This window comes from Nitrincola schmidtii (assembly GCF_008973715.1).
GTDB lineage: Bacteria > Pseudomonadota > Gammaproteobacteria > Pseudomonadales > Balneatricaceae > Nitrincola > Nitrincola schmidtii.
Map to the genome: position 1 here is coordinate 167,107 of NZ_WBOL01000002.1, position 21,412 is coordinate 188,518.

18 protein-coding genes and 1 tRNA gene are annotated in these 21,412 nt (G+C 46.7%); 7 read left to right on the forward strand and 12 right to left on the reverse strand.

Annotated features, from left to right (window positions below; genetic code table 11):
- The first annotated feature begins 91 nt into the window (after positions 1–91).
- Together F7R24_RS02585 and F7R24_RS02590 are read left to right on the forward strand one after the other, a co-directional pair.
- The gene (locus F7R24_RS02585) at positions 92–2,431 is read left to right on the forward strand and encodes a methyl-accepting chemotaxis protein (protein ID WP_151669682.1); all 2,340 of its coding nucleotides are present in this window, start codon (positions 92–94) and stop codon (positions 2,429–2,431) included.
- Positions 2,428–3,399 (forward strand): D-2-hydroxyacid dehydrogenase family protein, encoded by a 972-nt coding sequence (locus F7R24_RS02590; RefSeq protein ID WP_151669683.1) that lies wholly within the window; start codon positions 2,428–2,430, stop codon positions 3,397–3,399. Before F7R24_RS02585 ends, F7R24_RS02590 begins: the two co-directional genes overlap by 4 nt.
- A gap of 35 nt (positions 3,400–3,434) precedes the next feature.
- On the opposite strand, the gene F7R24_RS02595 is transcribed toward F7R24_RS02590, so the two are convergent.
- The 3 genes from F7R24_RS02595 to nifJ are packed head-to-tail and all read right to left on the reverse strand — an operon-like array spanning position 3,435 to position 8,289.
- On the reverse strand, positions 3,435–3,647 hold the full coding sequence (locus F7R24_RS02595; RefSeq protein WP_151669684.1) for a penicillin-binding protein: 213 nt from the start codon (positions 3,645–3,647) through the stop codon (positions 3,435–3,437).
- A 58-nt stretch (positions 3,648–3,705) separates the two neighbouring features.
- A complete protein-coding gene (locus F7R24_RS02600) occupies positions 3,706–4,698 on the reverse strand; it encodes a dihydroorotate dehydrogenase-like protein (protein ID WP_151669685.1) in 993 nt (330 codons plus the stop codon).
- Positions 4,699–4,701: 3 nt separating this feature from the next.
- The gene (gene nifJ, locus F7R24_RS02605) at positions 4,702–8,289 is read right to left on the reverse strand and encodes a pyruvate:ferredoxin (flavodoxin) oxidoreductase (protein ID WP_151669686.1); all 3,588 of its coding nucleotides are present in this window, start codon (positions 8,287–8,289) and stop codon (positions 4,702–4,704) included.
- A 283-nt stretch (positions 8,290–8,572) separates the two neighbouring features.
- Here nifJ and F7R24_RS02610 point away from each other — a divergent pair, with 283 nt between their 5' ends.
- Complete coding sequence (locus F7R24_RS02610; protein ID WP_240775965.1) at positions 8,573–9,913, forward strand: NAD(P)-binding domain-containing protein; 1,341 nt, start codon at positions 8,573–8,575, stop codon at positions 9,911–9,913.
- A gap of 34 nt (positions 9,914–9,947) precedes the next feature.
- On the opposite strand, the gene F7R24_RS02615 is transcribed toward F7R24_RS02610, so the two are convergent.
- On the reverse strand, positions 9,948–11,426 hold the full coding sequence (locus F7R24_RS02615; RefSeq protein WP_151669688.1) for an AAA family ATPase: 1,479 nt from the start codon (positions 11,424–11,426) through the stop codon (positions 9,948–9,950).
- Between the two features lie 135 nt (positions 11,427–11,561).
- On the opposite strand from F7R24_RS02615, the gene F7R24_RS02620 reads away from it, so the two are divergent.
- The 3 genes from F7R24_RS02620 to F7R24_RS02630 are packed head-to-tail and all read left to right on the forward strand — an operon-like array spanning position 11,562 to position 13,865.
- A complete protein-coding gene (locus F7R24_RS02620; RefSeq protein WP_151669689.1) occupies positions 11,562–12,884 on the forward strand; it encodes an NAD(P)H-binding protein in 1,323 nt (440 codons plus the stop codon).
- A gap of 13 nt (positions 12,885–12,897) precedes the next feature.
- Positions 12,898–13,395 carry a DUF2867 domain-containing protein gene (locus F7R24_RS02625; RefSeq protein ID WP_151669690.1) on the forward strand — a complete coding sequence of 166 codons (498 nt, stop codon included), beginning with the start codon at positions 12,898–12,900 and terminating at the stop codon, positions 13,393–13,395.
- Positions 13,392–13,865, forward strand: coding sequence for a LabA-like NYN domain-containing protein (locus tag F7R24_RS02630; protein ID WP_151669691.1), 474 nt, complete (start codon positions 13,392–13,394; stop codon positions 13,863–13,865). Before F7R24_RS02625 ends, F7R24_RS02630 begins: the two co-directional genes overlap by 4 nt.
- 6 nt (positions 13,866–13,871) lie before the next feature.
- Here F7R24_RS02630 and F7R24_RS02635 read toward each other — a convergent pair whose 3' ends face one another.
- The 8 genes from F7R24_RS02635 to rpsU form a co-directional block, all read right to left on the reverse strand.
- A complete protein-coding gene (locus F7R24_RS02635; RefSeq protein WP_151669692.1) occupies positions 13,872–14,447 on the reverse strand; it encodes an HAD family hydrolase in 576 nt (191 codons plus the stop codon).
- Positions 14,448–14,500: 53 nt separating this feature from the next.
- A complete protein-coding gene (locus F7R24_RS02640; RefSeq protein WP_151669693.1) occupies positions 14,501–14,794 on the reverse strand; it encodes a type II toxin-antitoxin system RelE/ParE family toxin in 294 nt (97 codons plus the stop codon).
- An 8-nt stretch (positions 14,795–14,802) separates the two neighbouring features.
- Entirely contained in the window at positions 14,803–15,060 is a 258-nt protein-coding gene (locus F7R24_RS02645; RefSeq protein WP_151669694.1) for a type II toxin-antitoxin system ParD family antitoxin, read from the reverse strand.
- A gap of 215 nt (positions 15,061–15,275) precedes the next feature.
- Positions 15,276–15,352: transfer RNA gene (locus tag F7R24_RS02650), tRNA-Ile, on the reverse strand.
- 63 nt (positions 15,353–15,415) lie between these two features.
- The gene (gene rpoD / locus F7R24_RS02655) at positions 15,416–17,266 is read right to left on the reverse strand and encodes an RNA polymerase sigma factor RpoD (RefSeq protein ID WP_151669695.1); all 1,851 of its coding nucleotides are present in this window, start codon (positions 17,264–17,266) and stop codon (positions 15,416–15,418) included.
- A 161-nt stretch (positions 17,267–17,427) separates the two neighbouring features.
- Complete coding sequence (gene dnaG, locus F7R24_RS02660) at positions 17,428–19,335, reverse strand: DNA primase (RefSeq protein WP_151669696.1); 1,908 nt, start codon at positions 19,333–19,335, stop codon at positions 17,428–17,430.
- A gap of 89 nt (positions 19,336–19,424) precedes the next feature.
- Positions 19,425–19,868 (reverse strand): GatB/YqeY domain-containing protein, encoded by a 444-nt coding sequence (locus F7R24_RS02665; RefSeq protein WP_151669697.1) that lies wholly within the window; start codon positions 19,866–19,868, stop codon positions 19,425–19,427.
- Between the two features lie 86 nt (positions 19,869–19,954).
- Complete coding sequence (gene rpsU / locus F7R24_RS02670) at positions 19,955–20,170, reverse strand: 30S ribosomal protein S21 (RefSeq protein WP_151669698.1); 216 nt, start codon at positions 20,168–20,170, stop codon at positions 19,955–19,957.
- Positions 20,171–20,366: 196 nt separating this feature from the next.
- Here rpsU and tsaD point away from each other — a divergent pair, with 196 nt between their 5' ends.
- Entirely contained in the window at positions 20,367–21,395 is a 1,029-nt protein-coding gene (tsaD, locus tag F7R24_RS02675) for a tRNA (adenosine(37)-N6)-threonylcarbamoyltransferase complex transferase subunit TsaD (protein ID WP_151669699.1), read from the forward strand.
- Positions 21,396–21,412: the final 17 nt, after the last annotated feature.

Sequence of the window (21,412 nt, forward strand, 5' to 3'; positions counted from 1 at the left end):
TTGATGGTTTTTTACATGAGCTTATCTATGATATAAGACTTTAGTCGCCACGTCTTTGTTTGTTGTCTGTTTTATTGCTTGAGGATAGTACATGAGTCTACAAAAAAAGCTGCTTTTAATTATCATGGCGTTAGCCTTGTTAGCTGCGGTCACAGCCAGTGTTCTGATCAGTACGGCAGCTTTAAAAGCAGGTGAGTCGCTTCTCAGCGAGCAAGCGCACCTCCGTGTCGAGATGATCAGTAATGCTCAAAATCAGCGTTTAAGAAGTTACCTTTCGGTAATAGAGCAGCAAGTCGTTAATCACGCTCAGAGTGTTCAAGCTCGAAGAGCGGTGGCGGGTTTAGGTTCGGCGTTTAGAGGATATCGATTAAATGCAGTGGTGCGCAGTCTAGAAGAAACAGATGAAATAGAAGCGCTACTAAACGAATACCTAAGAGCCGGTTTTGGTGAAGCATATACGCGCCTGAATCCAAGCCAGTCTTTTGATGCTACCCGTTACGTAAGTTCTCTCGATAAGCCCTCTTTGGTGCTGCAATATTACTACCTAGTTGACTCTAGTGGTAATTGGAGTGAGAAAGCTCTGGTAGAAGAAGCGGAAGATAGATCACGCTATAGTATTGCTCACCGAGAGTTTAATCCTGCTATGCGAGAGTTTGCACAAGCTTATGGCTTTGCAGACTTGTATTACCTAGATCCGCAAGGAAATGTGGTGTACTCGCTTCAAAAGTTACCTGATTTCGGCATTTCGGTTGAACACCCCTTGCTAGTCAATTCAGGTATTCATCAAGTATTTCAGCAAGCAATCAAATTATCGATGGATGCCCCTGCCGCTTTTGCTGACTTTGCTACCTATCCAGCAGCGATGAACCTGCCGAGTGCTTTTATGGCTATGCCAATCTTTGAAGCAGGTGAAACAGAGCCTTCTGGAGTGTTCGCAATACGCCTAGATACTGATCAAGTTCAAAACACCTTATCAAATCAACAAGATCGTCAAGCGTTAGGATTAGGTGATACCGGAGATACGTATTTACTGAATCGAGCTGGTGTGCTGTTGTCGAGTAAGCGTGAATTTGACCAAAATAGTAGTGAATTCATCAGTCGATTAGCAAGTTTGACCTCAGATCAAGTCAGTTTGGTACAACAGCGAAATACATTATCGGGCATTGTTAGTCTCAGTAGTTCTGCCATTCAACAGGCTCAGTCAGGCATCAGCGGTGTCGATCTTTACAGAAATACCATAGATCAGTTAGTGATAGGTGCTTTTCAATCCTTTGATGTGGGGGGTGAACGCTGGGTTTTAATGACCGAAATTGCTGCTGATGAAGCCCTAGCCGCAGTGCCAGAGTTGCGCAAAGAAGTGGTCAGTTATGCGATAGGTATTACCCTTGTCGTGCTGGTTCTGGCTTTTATAGCGGCATTACTGATTGCGCGTTCGTTAGGTAAACCGGTTGCTGAATTAAAAGGCAGTATTCAACGAATCCAGCAAAATCGTGATTTAACCCAACAATGCCCTTTACAGGGTAATGATGAATTTGGGCAAATATCCACTGCTCTCAATAGGTTGCTTCAGGATATTGCACTATCAGTGACACAAGTGGGTAAAGCGGCTGTCGTTGTGCATTCATCTTCCTCTGATTTGTTAAAGGGATCGGAAGCTTCTCAGCAACTGTTGAATCAGCAAACACAGCGTAACCAGTCAGCAGAGTCTCTTTTATCTAGCTTGGTAAGCAGTGCCAGTGAAGTGAGTGATCAGGCAAGTACGACGCACCGCCTGACTCAAACCGCAAATCAAGAGATCGATGACAGTAGTCAGATTATTCACCGAGTCATTGGTGAAGTGCAAAGCATGGCGGATGGTGTCAGTGGTGCTGCTTCTACCATCACTCAATTAGCTCAAGAATTTGATCAAATACGGCATGTGCTTGAGGTAATCTCGCAACTGGCTGCGCAAACCAACTTGTTGGCATTAAATGCTGCGATAGAAGCCGCAAGAGCTGGCGAGCATGGTCGTGGATTTGCAGTGGTGGCTGATGAAGTGCGTGGTTTAGCTCAGCGTTCGCATGATGCCACTGAGCAGATTCAGACTATTATTGATTCATTACTAGCCAGAACGCAGATGGTGGAAAGTTCGATGAATACTGAGCAACAGCGATCTGTTGCGTTAGCCAGTACCGCCGCAACCGCTGAAGCAGCGTTGGCAACCATCGGTAAGTCCTTGCAAGCCATCGTTCGAGCGAATCAAGATATTTTAACCATTTCAACCGAACAAAAAGGAATGACGGATCAGCTTGCCAGTGTTCTTCACGAAGGTTTTGAAAGTGCACGGACAACACAGCAACAAGCGAATGAAAATGCTCGCTCCAGCGAAAGATTAGGCCAAGTTGCACAAGAATTAAAAGAAACCGCGACACAATGGAGGGTGGGTAATTGAATATCGCGATATTAGATGATTACCAAGACCAGGTAAGGCACCTGGAATGCTTTAGGTTATTGAAAGAACATGATGTCCGAGTGTTGAATGAAACCTATGTTAATCCGCAAGAGTTAGCCAAGCACCTTGATGGTGTTGAAGTCTTGGTGCTCATTCGGGAAAGAACGCAGATCACTGAAGATCTTTTAAAGTGTCTTCCAAACTTAACCTTGATTAGCCAAACTGGGAAAATCAGTAATCACATCGATCCTGCGTTGTGTCAGCGATATGGGGTTGCCATTGCGGAAGGTGTTGGTTCACCCATTGCCCCTGCAGAATTGTGTTGGGCATTAATGATGAATGCCTACCGCCATATCACTCCCTACGTGATGCAACTGAAAGCCGGTTTTTGGCAGCAATCAGGTACCTTAGGTCTAGGTCGAACCCTAAACGGACAAACCTTAGGTATTTGGGGTTATGGCAAGATAGGACAGCGTATTGCTCAGTTTGGTAAGGCGTTTGGCATGCAAGTGCTAATCTGGGGAAGAGATGCCTCCCGCGAAAAAGCCGTAGCTGATGGTTTTCAAGCAGCTCAGTCAAAGGCAGAATTTTTTGCCTCAGCCGATATCATCAGTCTTCATCTTCGCTTAAATGATGCGACGCGTTACTGCGTGACTGCCAATGATCTGAGCCTAATGAAATCCGATGCTCTTATCGTCAATACCAGCCGTGCTGAATTGATGGAACCCGGAGCCTTATTCAAAGCGCTGACAGATGTTCCCACCCGAACAGCTGCATTAGATGTGTATGAGACAGAGCCTGCGTCATTGGAAACGGAACCATTAATCGGTTTGCCAAACGTGTTGGCATCACCACACTTGGGCTATGTTGAACAACATAGCTATGAGCTTTATTTCCGTGTCGCCTTTGAGAATGTTGTCGCTTTCGCCAAAGGCGAGCCACAGAATCTTATTGACAATATCAGCTAGAAACAGCGGTCATTAACAGCCGTCAGTCACCCTGCTTAATAGCAAGAATTAGGTGTTGAATCCGGATTGATATCGCCAGCGACTTCATCCGGATCAACACCCTGAGCTAACAGGGCTTCACGAACAAAGTTCACCTGCTCACGGATTCTGTCAGCATCATCACCGTATTCATACTTAGTGATATCCACAGGATGAGGCATAAAGGTGAACGCGATTTTCAAAGCCGTCAGAGTATCTTCATCAGCCATTGTGTACTTCCTCGTTAGTCATTCAGCATAGCATTAACACTTATCCTAGCATGACAAATTAATAGCGTCCTGTTTTCAGTAATTGAACATAACTTGCCCGTTCGTAAAGAGTTGGATCATTGCTATGAAGATGAGAAAGCACACCTCTGGCTTGCTCTAATGACTCATAAGGACTTTCCTCTAACCAGTCACTGATTCCTTTCAATATCGAATTAAGAGCGTTTGGGCCTTGCTGAAGCAGTACGCTACAAAGATGGGTTACATCAGCCCCAGCCAGCAGCATTTTGACGGCATCATCTGCGGTATGGATACCCCCTGTTGCCGCCAGCGTCAGGCGTGTTTTACCAAATAAAATACCTAACCAGCGCATACTCAGAAGTGCATCTTCAGATCGAGAGAGATGAATACTGGATTGAACTCGAAGCGTGTCAGGATCTATATCAGGTTGATAGAAGCGGTTAAACAGAGACACCCCGTTCACGCCAGTATCTTCAAGCTGTTTCACAAAATGCCCTAGTGCGCTAAAAAACGGTGATAGCTTAACCATGATAGGGCAGGTGACGGATTCACGTAATGCCGAAATTAACTCAATGTAGCCTTTTTCCATATCGCTGGCACTATGCAATGGATCTGCTGCAACATTGTAAATATTCAATTCCAAGGCATCCGCACCTGCTTCCGTGAGTTGTTTGGCGATGTTGATCCAACCATCTTGTGACGTGCCATTAAGACTGGCAATCACCGGAATCGCCAAACGCTGTTTAAGGTTATGTATTTGCTCTAGATATTGTTCTAACGCATGAGAAGGTTCAGCGTGAAGCGGCAGAAAGTGTGTCGCTTCGCTGTGACCTATTTCTCTCGATTCCAGTAGCTGTATCTGTCTAGCCTGATGGCTATCCAGTTCCTCTTCAAATAGCGAGTACATCACTAGGGCACTGGCACCAGCATCTTCAAGTTGGCAGCAAAGGCTGATGTCACGACTCAAGGGTGATGCCGAGGGAACCAGTGGGTTGGCTAAGGTCATGCCCAGGTAGTGTGTTTGTAGGTCCATGACTTACTCCTTTTCATCACTGTTGGGCTTCAGAGCAGCCAGTTGTTCATAGTGATGGTAGTGTCGCTGAGATTCTTGCTGTGAAGCAGTTAGGTATTTTTCAGCATCCGCTTCATGACTTCGCCAGAGCATACTAAAGCGCGTTTCACTGCTAGTGAATTCTCGATAAGCAACGGAAGGTGGTTTGCTGTCGAGTTGCAGCGGACTCTCTCCCGTGGCTATGCGTCGTGGGTCATAACGCAGTAGTGGCCAATGACCACTGCGAATGGCTAAATCTTGCATGTGATGGTTGTGCTTCAAATCATTTCCCCAAGCAATACAAGGCGAGTAAGCAATGATCAATGAAGGTCCATCAAAAGACTCAGCTTCTAAAAAGGCTTTGAGTGTATGTAAATCTTTAGCGCCATAAGCGACCTGAGCCACATAAACATTTTCATAACTCATGGCGATCATGGCGAGGTCTTTTTTAGCGGTTGCTTTACCACCCGCAGAAAATTTTGCCACAGCACCTCGTGGCGTTGCCTTAGAGGTTTGTCCACCGGTGTTGGAGTAGACCTCGGTGTCTAACACTAAGATATTCACATTTTCTCCGGACGCCAACACATGATCCAAGCCACCAAAGCCAATATCATAGGCCCACCCGTCGCCACCAATAATCCAGACGCTCTTTTTCACCAGTTGATCTGCCAGGGTTTCAAGCTCTCTAGCTAAGCTAGAGCTAGACTGGCTCAGCTGATCCCTCAGTTGCAAAACGCGCTGGCGTTGCTCGTAGATGCCGGTTTCGTCACCTTGATCTGCATGAAGTAGCGTATCTACTAAGGTGTCGTCTAAATCCGGTCTAAGTTGTTCTAGTAGCTGCTGTGCATATCGAGCTTGATGATCCACTGCTAAGCGCATTCCCAAGCCAAATTCGGCATTGTCCTCAAATAATGAGTTGTTCCAGGTAGGTCCTCGCCCTTCGCTGTTTTTACACCAAGGGGTGGTAGGCAGGTTGCCGCCATAAATAGACGAGCAGCCGGTAGCATTGGCGATTAACATGCGATCACCAAAGAGTTGACTGGCCAGTCTCAAGTAAGGTGTTTCACCACAGCCTGCACAAGCTCCTGAAAACTCAAATAATGGCTGAGTCAGCATCGCTTCTTTAATAACACCAGTGCGTAGCTTAGTTCGGTCGTATTCTGGTAAGGATAAGAAGTAGTTCCAGTTTTGTTGTTCTTGCTTCAGTATAGGTTCAACCAAAGGCTCCATGTTCAGTGCGCGACGACCCGGTTGAGTTTTATCCTTGATAGGACAGATGTCTACACACAGCCCACAACCGGTGCAGTCTTCAGGAGCAACCTGGTAACTGATGTGATAACCCTCTGGAAACTCTTTACCTTTCACCGGGGTATGCAGAAAACTTTCTGGGACTGTCTGTTCAACGGTCTCGGGATCAAAAATTTTGCTGCGAATGGCGCTGTGAGGACAAACCAGTGGACATTTACCACAATGAATACATAACTCGGTATCCCAAACCGGAATCTCCAGCGCGATATTACGTTTCTCCCATTGAGCAGTCGCGGTTGGCCAAGTGCCATCATCCGGTAACTGACTCACGGGAATGAGATCGCCTTCACCGGCAATTAATCGAGCGGTAATCTGACGGACAAACTCAGGCGCATGGTCAGGAATTTTTTGCACCCTGTTGGCGATTTGATTAACACGGTTAGGAATGGCAATGTTATGCAGATGTTCGGGAGCCAAATCGATGGCTTGGTAGTTGATCTCGGTGATTCGTCCACCTTTGCTACCATAGGTTTCCTCGACGGCTGCTTTCATCGCTTGCAGCGCGGTATCACGAGGCAAGAGTTCAGTGATAGCAAAAAAACAGCTTTGCATAATGGTATTAATACGCCGTCCCATCTCGAGCTTCTCAGCCAGTGCATAAGCGTCGATGACATAGAAAGTAAGCTGCTTATCGATCAGACTGTGTTGAATGGTTAAGGGTAAACTGTCCCATACACGATCCGGCGGTGTTGAGGTATTCAGCAAAAAGATGCCCTTAGGCGCGGCGGCGTTCAACAAATCCTTACGTTCCAGAAAAACCGTTTGATGACAGGCAACAAACTTGGCCTCGTTATCTTGGATGAGATAGGCAGATCGGATAGGTTCATTACTAAAACGCAGGTGGGAGATGGTCATGGCTCCTGACTTTTTAGAGTCGTAAACAAAATAGCCCTGTACCGTTAAATCTGTCTGCTCACCAATAATTTTAATCGCATTTTTATTGGCACTCACCGTACCGTCTGCGCCTAAACCATAAAACAATGCGCTGGTTGCAGCTTGGCTGGCGCGTGTTCGAAAATCCTTATCCCATGCCAGCGAGGTATGGCTTAGATCATCATCGATACCGATGGTAAAACCTTGCTTCAATACCGGCGTTTTTAGCATCTCGAAGATGGCTTTAACCATGCCCGGCGTAAACTCTTTTGAGGATAAACCGTAACGACCACCACAGATTTTCGGTAGCTGAGAGAAAGGGCTCTTGCCTTGACTGACTGCTTGCGCCAGACAGGTCACGATATCTTTAAAAAGTGGTTCGCCCTCACTGCCGGGCTCTTTACAACGATCTAAAACCGCAATCGATTGGATAGAGGCTGGAATCATTTTGATTAGGCACTCAGTATCCAAGGGACGGAAGAGGCGAACCGCTAACACGGCGGTTTTCTCTCCGATAGCGTTAAGATGATCCACTGTTTCTTGAAGGGTTTGCACCGCTGACCCCATCACGATGATCAATTCTGTTGCATCAGCCGCGCCATAATATTCATAGGGTTGGTAATGTCGTCCAGTCAGATCCGCAAACGCCTGCATCACTTCGGTTAAGTGGGTGCTGAAGGCCTGATAGTAAGGATTGACGGATTCGCGAGCCTGAAAATACACATCGGGGTTTTGTGAAGTGCCACGAATCACCGGATGGTCAGGACTCATTGCACGCGCTCGATGCTGGTGAATGCCGCTTTGATCCAACAGCAAACGCATCTGCTCGTCACTTAGGGTATCTATTTTGGCGATCTCATGTGATGTGCGAAAGCCATCAAAGAAGTGCAATACCGGAAGTCGACTTTTCAGTGAAACAGCCTGAGAGATCAGTGCCATGTCCTGCACTTCTTGAACGGAGTTGGATGCGAGAATCGCAAAACCTGTCGCGCGGGCTGCCATGACATCACTGTGATCACAAAAAATAGATAACGCCTGAGCGGCCAGAGAGCGTGCGGCAATATGAAATACGGTTGGCGTCAGCTCACCCGCAATTTTGTACATATTGGGTAGCATCAACAATAGACCTTGTGATGCAGTAAAAGTGGTGCATAAGGAACCGGCTTGTAAGGCACCATGAATGGTTCCTGCCGCGCCTGCTTCACTCTGCATTTCTACAATTTTAGGAACGCTACCCCAAAGATTGGTGTGTCCTTCTGCGGATAGCGTATCTGCGACCTCACCCATGACGGAGGCGGGTGTAATAGGGTAGATGGCGATGACTTCATTGGTGGCATGAGCAATCCGTGCTGCCGCCTCATTTCCATCCAGCGTCAACTGCTTCGGATTCATCCTAAACTCCTGTGGAAAAAAGCCTTTTGTAGCTTTAAAGCTAGTTGTAAAAAGCTTATTTTTCCAGTGGGTTTAAGAGATAGATATCATCCACAAACAGACAATGAGTCGAACTTGCTGTATGGTCTTAAATCACCTTTATTTAATCGACACCATAAATCTAACGATTTTTGGTCCTTAATCTGCCAACTTAATTGTTGATAGAGAGGGTTCTTGCTGCTTATTCATAAGGTAGCAAGTTGTCTTCCCCTAGGAGAAAATTATCACTATTCGAGTAGCTATTATTGGTGCTGGCCCTAGCGGTTTAGCACAACTTCGTGCCTTTCAAGCAATTCAAGAGCAAGGCGCTGACATTCCAGAGCTAGTTTGTTATGAAAAACAAGCCGATTGGGGCGGGCTATGGAATTACACTTGGCGAACGGGTTTGGATAAAAATGGCGAGCCAGTTCATGGAAGTATGTATCGATATCTATGGTCTAACGGTCCCAAAGAATGCTTAGAGTTTGCTGACTACACCTTTGATGAGCATTTTGATCAACCGATAGCTTCTTATCCACCTCGGGCAGTGCTTTGGGATTATATAAAGGGTCGTGTGGAGAAGGCAGACGTTCGTCAATATATCCGTTTCAATACACCGGTAAGACAGATCAGTTTTTCTGAACAGAGCCGCCAATTCACGGTGACAGCACATGACCATGTCAGCGAGGTTACCAGCAGTGAAGAATATGATCATGTGATTGTGGCATCAGGTCATTTTTCTACCCCTAGTGTTCCATTTTTTGAAGGCTTCGAGGGCTTTAATGGTCGAATTCTTCATGCCCACGATTTTCGCGATGCGCTAGAGTTTAAAGATAAGGATATTCTGCTGATTGGTAGTAGTTATTCTGCTGAAGATATTGGTTCACAATGCTATAAATACGGCGCTAAAAGCATCACCAGTAGTTACCGTAGTCGTCCGATGGGCTTTGATTTTCCTGATAATTGGGACGAGAAACCGCTGCTGATTAAGGTGGATAATGACACTGCCTACTTTGCCGATGGCAGCTCGAAACGAATCGATGCCATTATTCTTTGTACTGGCTATCTTCATCATTTTCCCTTTATGGATGAAGAGCTTCGTTTAAAAACCCATAACCGTCTTTGGCCTTTGGGTCTTTACGAGGGTGTTGTGTTTGTAGAACAGCCAAATTTATTTTATCTAGGTATGCAAGACCAGTGGTACACCTTCAATATGTTTGATGCACAGGCTTGGTATGTTCGAGATGTCATCTTAGGAAGAATCGTCGTTCCAGAGAAAGCGCTCATGGAAAGCTCTATTCAGGAATGGAGTCAGCGCGAAGAATCGCTAAAGAGTGACGAGCAAATGATCCGTTTTCAGGGCGAATATATTCAGTCACTTATACAACAAACCGACTATCCGACGTTTGATATTGAGCGTGTGAATCAGATCTTTCTTAAGTGGGAACAACACAAGCATGACGATATTCTAACCTTCAGAGATCATTCTTATCGTTCTGTTATGACAGGGACACAAGCACCGTCGCACCATACGCCTTGGCTGGAAGCGATGGATGACTCTCTGGAAGCTTACCTAAATCCACCTAATCGTGAGCTTGCTCAGTAAAATCGAGCACTCAAGCTAATGTTATCAACTATCACTAGTCGGCTGGGACAGTGCGCTGCGAAGCCCAATGACGAAGTTCAGCGATTTTTTCTGCCATGACTACGGATAGTGGACGAGTTTGTTGTAGTTCATTCAACAGCATCTCTGTCGTGACCGGTTTGTCCATGGCATAGGATTCATAAAGTGCTGACACGACTGCTTGTTCCAATTCTGCGCCTGAAAAGCCTTCAGATGCTGGAACCAGTAAGGTGAGGTCAAAGTTTGTAGGGTCCAGTTTTCGTCGTGTTAGGTGTACTTCCAATATCGTTAAGCGGGCTGCTGGCTTAGGAAGATCAACGAAAAAGATTTCATCAAATCGTCCTTTGCGAACCAGTTCCGGCGGTAGGGCGGTAATATCATTGGCCGTAGCAACCATAAATACTGGCTCTTTGCGCTCTGCCATCCACGTTAGTAGTGTGCCAAGCACTCGTTTAGAGGTGCCAGACCCTTCACCCGAATCGGCACCTAAGCCTTTTTCTATCTCATCGATCCACAGCACGCAGGGAGCCATGACTGCGGCGGTATTGAGGGCATCGCGCAGATTACGCTCAGTTTCACCATGATATTTATTGTACAGAGTGCCAAAATCTAAGCGCAGCAGAGGGACGCCAAAACTGCCTGCGACTGACTTGGCCGCCAAGCTTTTACCACAGCCTTGAACCCCTAACAGCATGATTCCTTTTGGCGGCTCTAGTCCCGGTGGTGGCGTACTGCCAAACGAGGCTGATCGTCTATCTAACCAAGCCTTAAGATGTTGCATGCCGCCTAAATCTGAAAAACGCGCCGTGTCATATTCAAAACTTAATGCACCATCTCCTTCAAGCAGTCGATACTTGGCTTGCATGACACTTGGGATATCTTCTTGGGTGATCGCACCATCATGATAAATGGCATTTCGAACCAAGCGGCGCGCATCTAGAATTGGCAAGCCTGCTATGTTTTTTACTAGCATATCCACAGCCGTTGCATCCGCTCTAACACGTTTACCCGGATTAGAGGCGCTCCATTCTTTAGCTACTTCATTTATCATGCGTTTTAAAGCCGCTGGGCTGGGTAAAGCAAGCTCGAAGCGAGCACTATACCGCTCTAGCTCCCCCGGCAGTGCAAGCTCATGGCTGAGTAAAATAATCGTTGCGCCCCATTGTTCACATTCCAGCGCGATATCTTTCAACATACGCACATTCATGGGGTCGTTTAAGTAGGGATGAAAATCAAGCAAAACATAGATGCCAGCCGTTTTCGCACTTCTAATGTGCCCTAACACTGCAGCAGGGTCACTATTGTGTTTCTGTGCTGCCATCTCTCGATCTATGCGCCGCAGGCCTTCAGTTACAGACCAACGAAATAACGGTGTCACCATACGACTGGAAATGCGCTGTAATAACTCCAGCACTCTCGATTCTTCATGAGTTTCAACCACCACTATCGGGGTTCGCGAGCGCAGTACTAACTCAAGATCTTTACAGTCGTCCATAAAATATCCTTTTTTGGTAACACCTTATAAGTGAATAGACCCATAATGATACTATAACTTTCTAGCACTATTATCAGCGTGAAAAAAAGCAAAAAAAGTGTACATAGGTAGGCAACCAGCCATCGGAGTAGTGAAATGAACAACAAATGGCTCGTTTTCGGTGCCAGCGGTTATGTGGGCCGAAATATGGTGCCATACCTCCTAGAGCGGGGTCATGCTGTTAGAGCTGCCGCCAGAAATATCTCGGTACTTGAAGCGCAAAGCTGGCATGGTGCTGAATTGATCTGTGCCGATGCGCTCAAACCGGAAACGCTAGATCAGGCATTGTCGGGTATCGATATTGCCTTTTATTTTGTGCATTCGATGGCTGGAGGACAGGGTTTTCCCGAGCGAGATAGAAAAGCCGCACACTATTTCTCACAAGCCGCCGCGAAAGCGGGTATCAAGCGGATTATCTATTTGGGAGGCTTAGCGCCTGATCAGGCGGAAACAGAACATCTCGCTTCTCGAGTGGAAACAGGGCAGATTCTTCGTTCCGGATCAGTACCGGTTGTCGAACTGAGGGCGGGTATCATTATTGGTGCGGGTTCTGCTGCCTTTGAAGTGATGCGCGATCTTGTTGCTCATCTGCCCATCATGGTCACACCGCGCTGGATACATGTTTCTTCGCCTCCCATTGCACTTCCTGATCTTCTGGCAGATTTAACAGAGCTGGCGTTATTGGATGATGCCGAAGGGCTGGTCTTCGAAACGGGAGGTCCAGAGCGCTTAACTTACGAAACCATGATGCGACGTTTAGCTTCAGCGCTTGGGAAAAGAGACCCAATCATTATTCCTGTGCCGCTATTAACGCCTAAACTGTCTAGCTATTGGTTAGATCTGGTGACGGGTGTGCCTGCACCCATCGCCCGTGCGCTGATTGGTGGTTTAAAGCATGATCTTTATGCAAAGGATCAACCGCTTCGTCAGCGACTGCCTCGCCAATGTATCCGTTTCGACGACGCTGTCCAGCTGGCGCTTAGCAGTGAAACCAACAATCTCTCCAATCATGCATGGCGAGAAGGTGCCTTCGATTTAAGGGGTTTTCGGCATGACATCAGTTTTTATGGTAAACGACTCAGTCTAGACCAACCCCTTAAATGCTCGGTGGAAAGGCTCTGGCAGCGCATGCAAGGTTTAATCAGGTTTGGTGAAACTGTGCGTTATTGGACGGTTTATCGCCTTGAGAAAGAAAAGCGCGTCATTCTGCTGTTGAACTGGCCACTACCAGGTAAAGGTGGCTTTGAGATGAGTCTAGAGAGCCAAGCAGATGCCAAGTCAGCCAAACTTCATGTGACACATCATTGGCACCCTGCTGGGGTTTGGGGTTTGTTGTTTTGGTTTAGCCTTTGGCCAGTCAGGTATATTGCACTTAAGCTGATATGCTACGGTTTAACGCGTTCAAGCGATTCAGTCTAAATTGGAGCCATTCATGTCAGTCGTTGCGGCAAGCACTTATTATCGAGACTACCCCTATTCGGCAGGAGGTGATGCGCTAACGCATGCGAGTGAAGAGGCAGTATGGCAGGTTGTTTCTGCAATAGGTGGTGAAAATCGCTACTATGCCATGAATGGTCTTTGGGCAATTCGTGAGTGGATGGATGCTTTGGTCGGTGGTCAGGGTTTGACTCGCAAACGGCCCATAGGACGACCGCTTCAAGCAGGTGATCAAATCGACAGTTGGAAAGTCCTAATAGCAGAAGAACCAAATCTGCTGGCGCTAGCTTTTGGTATGAAAGCACCCGGGAAAGGTGTCCTAGAGTTTAGAGTCACCCCAATCGCCCATCAAACTCGAATCACGGCAACCGCTTATTGGACGCCCCAAGGAGTTGCTGGAAAACTCTATTGGGCCGCCATGATACCCGCGCACTTAGTGCTCTTTAAACGACTGACAGCCGAAATCGCACGCCGAGCGGAGAAAAATGTATGACAAAAATAGCGATTTTCGTCGATGTGCAGAATATCTACTACACCACACGTCAAATCCACCAACGACAGTTTAACTACCGTGCGTTTTGGCAATGGGCTTCTCAGTTAGGTGATATTGTCTGTGCCAAGGCCTACGCCATTGATCGAGGCGACCCTCAACAACAAAAGTTTCAGGAAGCGCTTCGCCACATCGGCTTTGAGGTGAAATTAAAACCCTATATCCAGCGAATCGATGGTTCATCTAAAGGGGATTGGGATGTCGGTATCACCATTGATGCCATGCTGATGGCCGATCAGGTGGATCAAGTGATTCTGCTATCCGGTGATGGCGATTTTGATCTGCTTCTACAAACCCTAAAAGAGCGCTATCAAGTACTCAGCCATTTAGTCAGTGTGCCTGAACTGACGGCACAATCCTTAATTGATAGTGCCGATCGATGGCTGAAGATTGATGGTAAATTGTTGCAGTAATCTGCCTTAGAACATCGCTCGATGCAGATTATCGAAATGTTCAAAGGTGTAATCCGCTAAATGCGCATAGTCCGGTAAGGTGTCAAAGTTCACCAAACAGGTTGGCATCTTAGCATTACGACCGGCTTGCAGGTCATATTTGTAATCACCGACCATCAATACAGAGGCCACTGGCAACTGAAACTGAGCAGCCAAGTTGAGCAGGGCAGTGGGATCTGGTTTCGGCTTAGACGTCTCACGCGTTACGATGTGTTGAATAGGAATGGCGTTACGCGCCACTTTTACCCTGGTTGGATGATGCGAATTTCGTGTCACGATTGCCATGGGGATCAGCTTTTCAGAACACTTCTGTACAAATGACTGCGCACTCGGTATCCACTCACTCGTATGGGCATCCTGCATTTCATGGTGATGAATAACCTCCATGGCTTTTTGCTGCTCATGCATAGGCAGACTATTCACAAAGGCCAAGACATCTGCGTGATCAGGACAGCCGATCTCCTGCTTAATCGCTATAAAGTCCAGCGAAGACGTCACTAAAGTGCCATCGAGATCAAAAATAATGCCTTTGATGTGTTTCATTGATGGGTGTCTGCCGTTATCGATCGACCCTTAATTCCTTTAAATGTCGGTCACTAGAGGTGATTTATCGGATCTTGACGACCATGTAAGATACGAATGATTTCAATGTCTTTTGCTTTTATTCTATAAAAGATCGAGTGGCGGTTAACTGGAACGCTTCTAATATCAACCATCAAATCAAAACGTTCAATACCGATACGGGGGTGTTCAATCAAAGACCACAATTTTTCTTTAATGCCTTCCAAATAAGAGTTGGCTTGATTGGTTCCCCATTGTTGCAGTCCAAACTCATAAATTTGTTTCAAGTCACTTTTTGCCGCAGGAGAGATTACCAGTTCAAAAGCCATTGGAGTTGTTAGGCCTTGATATCATCAAATAAAGTATCTAACTCTTTTCTCGATTCAATAACGAAACCTTGGTTTTTGTCTAACTGAATAATACCCTCCTTTAATTGCTCTCGTAAACGAGATAGCTTGATCTCTTTAATCCAGTCGTCGTGAGTTTCCATGAAGCGAAGTGCTTCTCGAATAACTTCGCTCGCATTGTTGTAAAGACCACTCTCCACCTTAGCTTTGACGCGAGATTCAAGTTCCGGTGTTAATGAGATGTGCATGGTAACCCCCTGACTAAATTGAATTGGACTACTAAAAATACTAGGCAAATCTACAAAGATTGTCAAAGTTTGTAAGCTGTAGCGCCGTTCTATTTTTGTCGCCATATTTACGCGACTATGATGGCATTGTACGAAACTGATGGTAAGTATTAGCTACGTGTAAATTGACTATACAACGATCTGTAACAGGCTGGGATTATTTTGGAGAGGAGAGTTGGTGGGCCCACCAGGACTTGAACCTGGGACCAACGGATTATGAGTCCGCTGCTCTGACCAACTGAGCTATAGGCCCTAAAAACGAGCGCCAATGATACCGATTCGTAAGCATTGGCGCAATATTGTTAAGCGATTGTTTTTACTCGTCAAGGAATCCGCGCAGGTGATCGGAGCGGCTTGGGTGGCGCAGCTTACGCAATGCCTTGGCTTCGATCTGACGAATACGTTCACGGGTGACGTCGAACTGCTTGCCGACTTCCTCTAGGGTATGGTCGGTGTTCATGTCGATGCCAAAACGCATACGCAGTACCTTGGCTTCACGAGCGGTTAGACCCGATAGAACGCTGCGAGTCGCTTCACGGAGGCCTTCACCGGTTGCCGTATCGACAGGCGAGGTCATGACCACGTCTTCGATAAAGTCGCCTAGGCTGGAATCTTCATCGTCACCGATGGGGGTTTCCATAGAGATAGGCTCTTTAGCGATTTTGAGTACCTTGCGAATTTTGTCTTCAGGCATCTCCATCTTCTCGGCCAATTCTTCCGGAGTGGGTTCACGCCCCATCTCTTGCAGCATTTGACGCGAGATACGGTTCAGTTTGTTGATCGTTTCGATCATGTGAACCGGAATACGGATGGTGCGCGCTTGGTCGGCAATCGAGCGAGTAATGGCTTGACGAATCCACCAAGTTGCATAGGTTGAGAATTTGTAACCACGACGGTATTCAAATTTGTCGACCGCTTTCATCAAGCCGATGTTACCTTCTTGGATAAGATCCAAGAACTGCAAGCCACGGTTGGTGTATTTTTTCGCAATCGAGATAACCAGACGTAGGTTGGCTTCAACCATCTCTTTCTTGGCACGGCGAGCACGCGCTTCACCGATAGAAAGACGGCGGTTCACATCTTTAATTTCGATCAGCGTGATGCCAACTTCGTTCTGAATTTGAATTAAGCGACGTTGTGCACGTTTCAGGTCACCGATGTTTTGACCGATTTTTTCTGCCCAGCTTTGTTTACCAGTGGCTAAACTATCGAACCAATCTGGATTGGTTTCATTGCCTGGGAAGCTTTGGATGAAATCTTTGCGTGGCATGCCAGCACGTTGTGTACAAATACGCATAATGGTGCGTTCTTGTGCACGAATTTTTTCGATGAAATCACGAATACGGCCGACCAGCATGTCATAGAATCGTGGTGATAGCTTAATCGGTGAGAAGGCAATGCTAAGCTCTTCAAGGGCTGCTTGCGCTTCTGGACTGGTTTTGCCATGTGCATCAAGTGCCGCGATGTAGGCTTCTAAGCATTGGCGAATAAGACCAAAGCGTTGAGCCGCTTCTTCGGGATCAGGACCGCGATCTTTTTCGTCATCGCTGCTGTCATCGTCATCGCCGTCTTCATCGTCGTCGTCATCACTGTCAGCATCGTCATCATCTTCGTCGAGTTCATCGATGTCGATTTCGTCTTCAGGAATGGGTGCATCTGGGTCGATGTATCCACTGAAAATATCACTCAGACGACCTTCTTCTTGAAGGGTGGCGTCATAAGCGGCCAAGATGGCTTCAACACTGCCAGGGAAGTAGGACAGTGCCATCATGACTTCACGAATGCCTTCTTCAATGCGTTTGGCGATTTCAATTTCGCCTTCACGTGTGAGAAGCTCGACGGTGCCCATTTCACGCATGTACATACGCACTGGGTCTGTTGTACGACCGGCATCGGATTCAACGGCGGCGAGTGCTGCGACTGCTTCGTCGTCGGCGTCTTCTACTGAGTCGCCTTCTGTCATCAACAGTGTTTCAGCATCGGGTGCCACTTCGGACACGCTAATGCCCATGTCGTTGATCATGCGGATGATATCTTCGACCTGATCTGGGTCTGCGATATCCTCGGGCAAGTGGTCGTTCACCTCTGCATAAGTGAGGTAACCTTGTTCCTTGCCGCGCGCGATGAGTTCTTTCAGACGAGACTGCTGTTGGGAAGTATCTGACATAGAGCCCCTGCGATGAATGCTGATATAAGTGATGGGTAGAAAAAGAAGCGCAACATTATAGCTGTTTCAGGCCTTGCTGAATAGTTACAACGAGTAAATTCATTAAACATGGTATAAAAGTAGAGCATAAACGTCAGTTTGCCAAATCCTTAGCAGCTTTTTTATCGTCCTGACATGAGTAGTTTTTGCAATTGCTTCTTTTCATCTTCAGTTAATGGGGATTGACGCTGTTTTTTCAAGAGCCTATCGAGTTGATTTTCTGTTTGTCGGTGCGATAGGCGCTGTACAGCATCACGCAACTCTGTTGAAGGATTGGCGTTGGCGGGTATCGGTTCAAGGTATGAAATTTCATTTAAAATCATTAAGTAACCAGATAGTTTTGGATTGTGTTTCCAGTCAACAAAGAGTGTGCCAATCGAGTTATCTGGGTGTGCACGAAAATAGCTAAGTAATTCGATTAATAAATCAATATTGGACTCTTGCAGGTGTCCTAGCGACTCTGGATCATCAAGTTCGCGTGCCAGTGCAGGACGATGAAGCAGAATCGAGATAATTCGGTTCACTAAACTAACGGTTTTGTTTTTCTGTCCTCTGGAGGAGTGGCTTCTCGCAGATGGACTGATCTCTGCATCATAATGATGTGGTGGTTGCTCACTGTGACTCAATTCAGGGTAGTCATCATAATCGGATGATGAACTGTACTCTTGTGGATCTCTTTTATCCGAATCTTTTATAGCAGTTACTGTTGTCGGGTGGCTTATTTGGTGAAGGTTAACCAAGCTGTTGAGTTGATCAATACTTAGCCCGGTCATTTCACTGACTCTTTCCAGCATCATGTGTTGCAGTAGGCAGGTTTTCATGCTGCGAATGGCAGGTAGCGCTGCAGAAGCAAGGCGGGCTCTTTCGTCCATGCTGTCTAAGGATGCATTGCCTGCTAGGCTATCAAAAAAGTACGATGATAGCGGTGTAGCGTTGATGATGCGCTGTTCAAAGGCTGCTTGGCCCTCTTTTTGAATTAAGCTATCAGGGTCTTCGCCTTCGGGTAAAAATAGAAATCGAATCGATTTGCCATCTTCCATCAAGGGCAGGCTGATATTTAAGGCGCGCTCTGCTGCTTTTCTTCCAGCTTGGTCGCCATCGAAACAAAAGATGACTTCAGGAACCAGCTTGAATAAGCGAACGATATGCTGTTCAGAAGTGGCGGTGCCCAGTGTTGCGACGGCCCAGTTAATGCCATGCTGTGCTAGGCCTACCACGTCCATGTAGCCTTCAACGATTAATAGTCGATCCAGTTGGCGATTGCTTTGGCGGGCTTCATATAGGCCGTAGAGTTCACGACCTTTGTGGAAGGTCTCTGTTTCGGGTGAATTAAGATACTTGGGTTTTTCGTCTCCCAAAACGCGACCGCCAAAGCCAATAACACGACCTCGCATATCCCTGATGGGAAACATGATGCGATCACGAAAGCGGTCGTAGTGCCTGTCTTTTTCTTCGTTATAGACCACTACGCCAGCTTTTTCCAACTGCTCGGTCGCCTTGGGAAGCTGGCTAAAATGTTGGATCAAATTGTCCCAGCCGGGTGGTGCATAACCGATCAAGAAGCGAGTGATAATCTCAGCCGATAAACCTCGCTGTTGCAGATAACGCTTGGCTTTTTCTTTGGTAGATACTTGATTTAATTGGTGTTGAAAGTATTGGCTAGCTTGGTCTAGCAAAGTGATTTGCTGTTTGACTTGATGTTCTCGTTCGAGTTGTTTTGAGCTTTGCTCTTCACGGGGAATATCTACACCTGCAAGTCGTGCAAGTTCTTCGATCGCTTCAGGGAAGGAGACATTTTCATATTCCATTAAAAACCCCAGTGCGTTTCCACCCGCACCACAACCAAAGCAATAGTAAAACTGCTTGTCAGGGCTTACGGTGAAAGAGGGAGAGTTTTCTTTATGGAAAGGGCAGAGGCCAGAGTAGTTTTTACCGCTTCTGCGAAGTTTGACGCGGCTTTCGACAACATCAGTGATGTTGATGCGAGCTAAAAGGTCGTCAATGAAATATTGCGGAATGCGCCCTGCCATTGCATCTCCAGCGAATAAATGAATTGCTAATCTAGTTTCCTTTCTAACTAAATCCCTTAGCGTGTCACGTAAAGCTCAGTGTAAAAAAATTAAAGTCTGGCTTTGACGCGGGCAGATACATGTCCCATTTCGGCGCGTCCTTGAACGCGAGGCTTTACCAATGCCATGACTTGCCCCATCTGTTGCATACCGGTTGCTCCGGTTGCTTGAATGGCTTCGTCTATGATTTGATCAATATCAGTATCACTGAGAGGCTGCGGCAAGTAAGTTTTAATCACCTCCAATTCTTGCTGCTCCTTATCGGCCAGTTCTGGGCGCTCAGCCGCCAGATACTGGGTAATCGAATCGCGTCGTTGTTTAGCCATTTTATCTAATGCGGCCAATACGCGGTCATCATCCAGTTCGATACGTTCATCTACTTCGATGCGATTCAGATCAGATAGAATCAGTCTGATAGTTCCTAGTCGCACTTTGTCTTTAGCGCGCATAGACTCTTTCATATGTTCTGTGATCTGTTGCTTCAGGTTAGACATCTGTTGCTCGGTTATATGAACTCTGGAGAATCCGATTACGGGTTATTGCTGTGTTAGCAATAGTCTATCTATTTCTAAACGTGTTATTAGTACATGCGTACGCGGCGTGAAGTTTCGCGAGATACTTTTTTAGCATGACGCTTAACAGCTGCAGCGGCTTTACGCTTACGAACAGTAGTTGGCTTTTCGTAATGTTCACGACGACGAACTTCAGCTAAAACGCCTGCTTTTTCGCAAGAACGCTTGAAACGACGAAGTGCAACGTCAAATGGCTCGTTATCTTTTACTTTTACTGCTGGCATGAAAGCTCCTCAGTGTTTTAGGTTAATTTACAAAAATGCTTGATCGACTTGATTCGGGAATCATGGTTTTTGATCAAGGTGCGAAATTTTACTGATTGACAAGAGCGAAGTAAAGCGATCAATGGGTGAAATTAGGTATGGATTTGGCGATAATAGCGAATAAGTCTTGGCTTTAAAAATTTAGGTGGGGTGTTAGATGCGTGTGCTGGGTATTGAAACATCGTGTGACGAGACAGGCGTAGCCGTATATGACAGTGAGAAAGGCTTGTTAGCAGATGCCCTTTACAGTCAGGTTGCCATGCATACTGAATACGGTGGTGTCGTTCCGGAATTGGCATCTCGTGATCATGTCAGAAAACTGATTCCTTTGATCCGTGAAGTGTTAGCGGATGCTGATATCGATCTTTCTGAATTAGATGCGGTTGCCTACACGGCTGGCCCTGGCTTAATTGGTGCGTTAATGGTCGGTGCATCAACGGGGCGTGCGCTGGCATTGGGGTTGGGTATACCTGCGATGGCTGTGCATCATATGGAAGGTCACTTGTTGGCACCCATGTTAGAAGAAAATCCCCCTGCCTTTCCGTTCGTGGCTTTATTAGTGTCGGGTGGTCATACGCAGTTGGTTCGCGTTGATGCTATTGGGCAGTATGAGTTGCTGGGTGAGTCGTTGGACGATGCGGCAGGGGAGGCGTTTGATAAAGCCGCTAAAATGTTGGGGCTGGAATACCCAGGTGGTCCCTTGATCGCTAAACTGGCTGAGCAAGGGGATAGAACACGTTTTCGTTTTCCTCGTCCCATGACGGATCGTCCAGGGTTGGATTTTAGTTTCTCTGGCTTAAAAACCTTTACCTTAAACACCGCAAACAATTGCCGTGATGAGAAGGGTGTGATCGATCCGCAAACCATGGCTGATATTGCCGCAGCCTTTGAGGATGCGGTCGTGGATACCTTGGCAATTAAATGCCGTCGCGCGTTAAAAGAAACAGGCTTAAAGCAGTTAATTATTGCTGGTGGTGTCAGTGCTAACCGTTGCTTACGAGAGCGATTGGAAACCATGGTCAGCGCTGAAAAAGCTCAGTTATACTATGCTCGTCCTCGCTTTTGCACCGATAACGGTGCCATGATCGCTTATGCTGGGTGTCAACGCTTATTAGCTGGGCAGCAAAGTGACTTAACTATTTTGGCTAAGCCGCGTTGGCCCATGGCAAGCTTGCCACCCCTTTAATGGTCGATGTCACGGTT

Bases quoted from the DNA above. Each gene is read 5' to 3' on its own strand.
- F7R24_RS02585 (WP_151669682.1), top strand. From the start codon at position 92: ATGAGTCTACAAAAAAAGCTGCTTTTAATTATCATGGCGTTAGCCTTG.
- F7R24_RS02595 (WP_151669684.1), bottom strand. From the start codon at position 3,647: ATGGCTGATGAAGATACTCTGACGGCTTTGAAAATCGCGTTCACCTTT.
- F7R24_RS02600 (WP_151669685.1), bottom strand. From the start codon at position 4,698: ATGGACCTACAAACACACTACCTGGGCATGACCTTAGCCAACCCACTG.
- nifJ (WP_151669686.1), bottom strand. From the start codon at position 8,289: ATGAATCCGAAGCAGTTGACGCTGGATGGAAATGAGGCGGCAGCACGG.
- F7R24_RS02615 (WP_151669688.1), bottom strand. From the start codon at position 11,426: ATGGACGACTGTAAAGATCTTGAGTTAGTACTGCGCTCGCGAACCCCG.
- F7R24_RS02620 (WP_151669689.1), top strand. From the start codon at position 11,562: ATGAACAACAAATGGCTCGTTTTCGGTGCCAGCGGTTATGTGGGCCGA.
- F7R24_RS02625 (WP_151669690.1), top strand. From the start codon at position 12,898: ATGTCAGTCGTTGCGGCAAGCACTTATTATCGAGACTACCCCTATTCG.
- F7R24_RS02630 (WP_151669691.1), top strand. From the start codon at position 13,392: ATGACAAAAATAGCGATTTTCGTCGATGTGCAGAATATCTACTACACC.
- F7R24_RS02635 (WP_151669692.1), bottom strand. From the start codon at position 14,447: ATGAAACACATCAAAGGCATTATTTTTGATCTCGATGGCACTTTAGTG.
- F7R24_RS02640 (WP_151669693.1), bottom strand. From the start codon at position 14,794: ATGGCTTTTGAACTGGTAATCTCTCCTGCGGCAAAAAGTGACTTGAAA.
- F7R24_RS02645 (WP_151669694.1), bottom strand. From the start codon at position 15,060: ATGCACATCTCATTAACACCGGAACTTGAATCTCGCGTCAAAGCTAAG.
- rpoD (WP_151669695.1), bottom strand. From the start codon at position 17,266: ATGTCAGATACTTCCCAACAGCAGTCTCGTCTGAAAGAACTCATCGCG.
- dnaG (WP_151669696.1), bottom strand. From the start codon at position 19,335: ATGGCAGGGCGCATTCCGCAATATTTCATTGACGACCTTTTAGCTCGC.
- F7R24_RS02665 (WP_151669697.1), bottom strand. From the start codon at position 19,868: ATGTCTAACCTGAAGCAACAGATCACAGAACATATGAAAGAGTCTATG.
- rpsU (WP_151669698.1), bottom strand. From the start codon at position 20,170: ATGCCAGCAGTAAAAGTAAAAGATAACGAGCCATTTGACGTTGCACTT.
- tsaD (WP_151669699.1), top strand. From the start codon at position 20,367: ATGCGTGTGCTGGGTATTGAAACATCGTGTGACGAGACAGGCGTAGCC.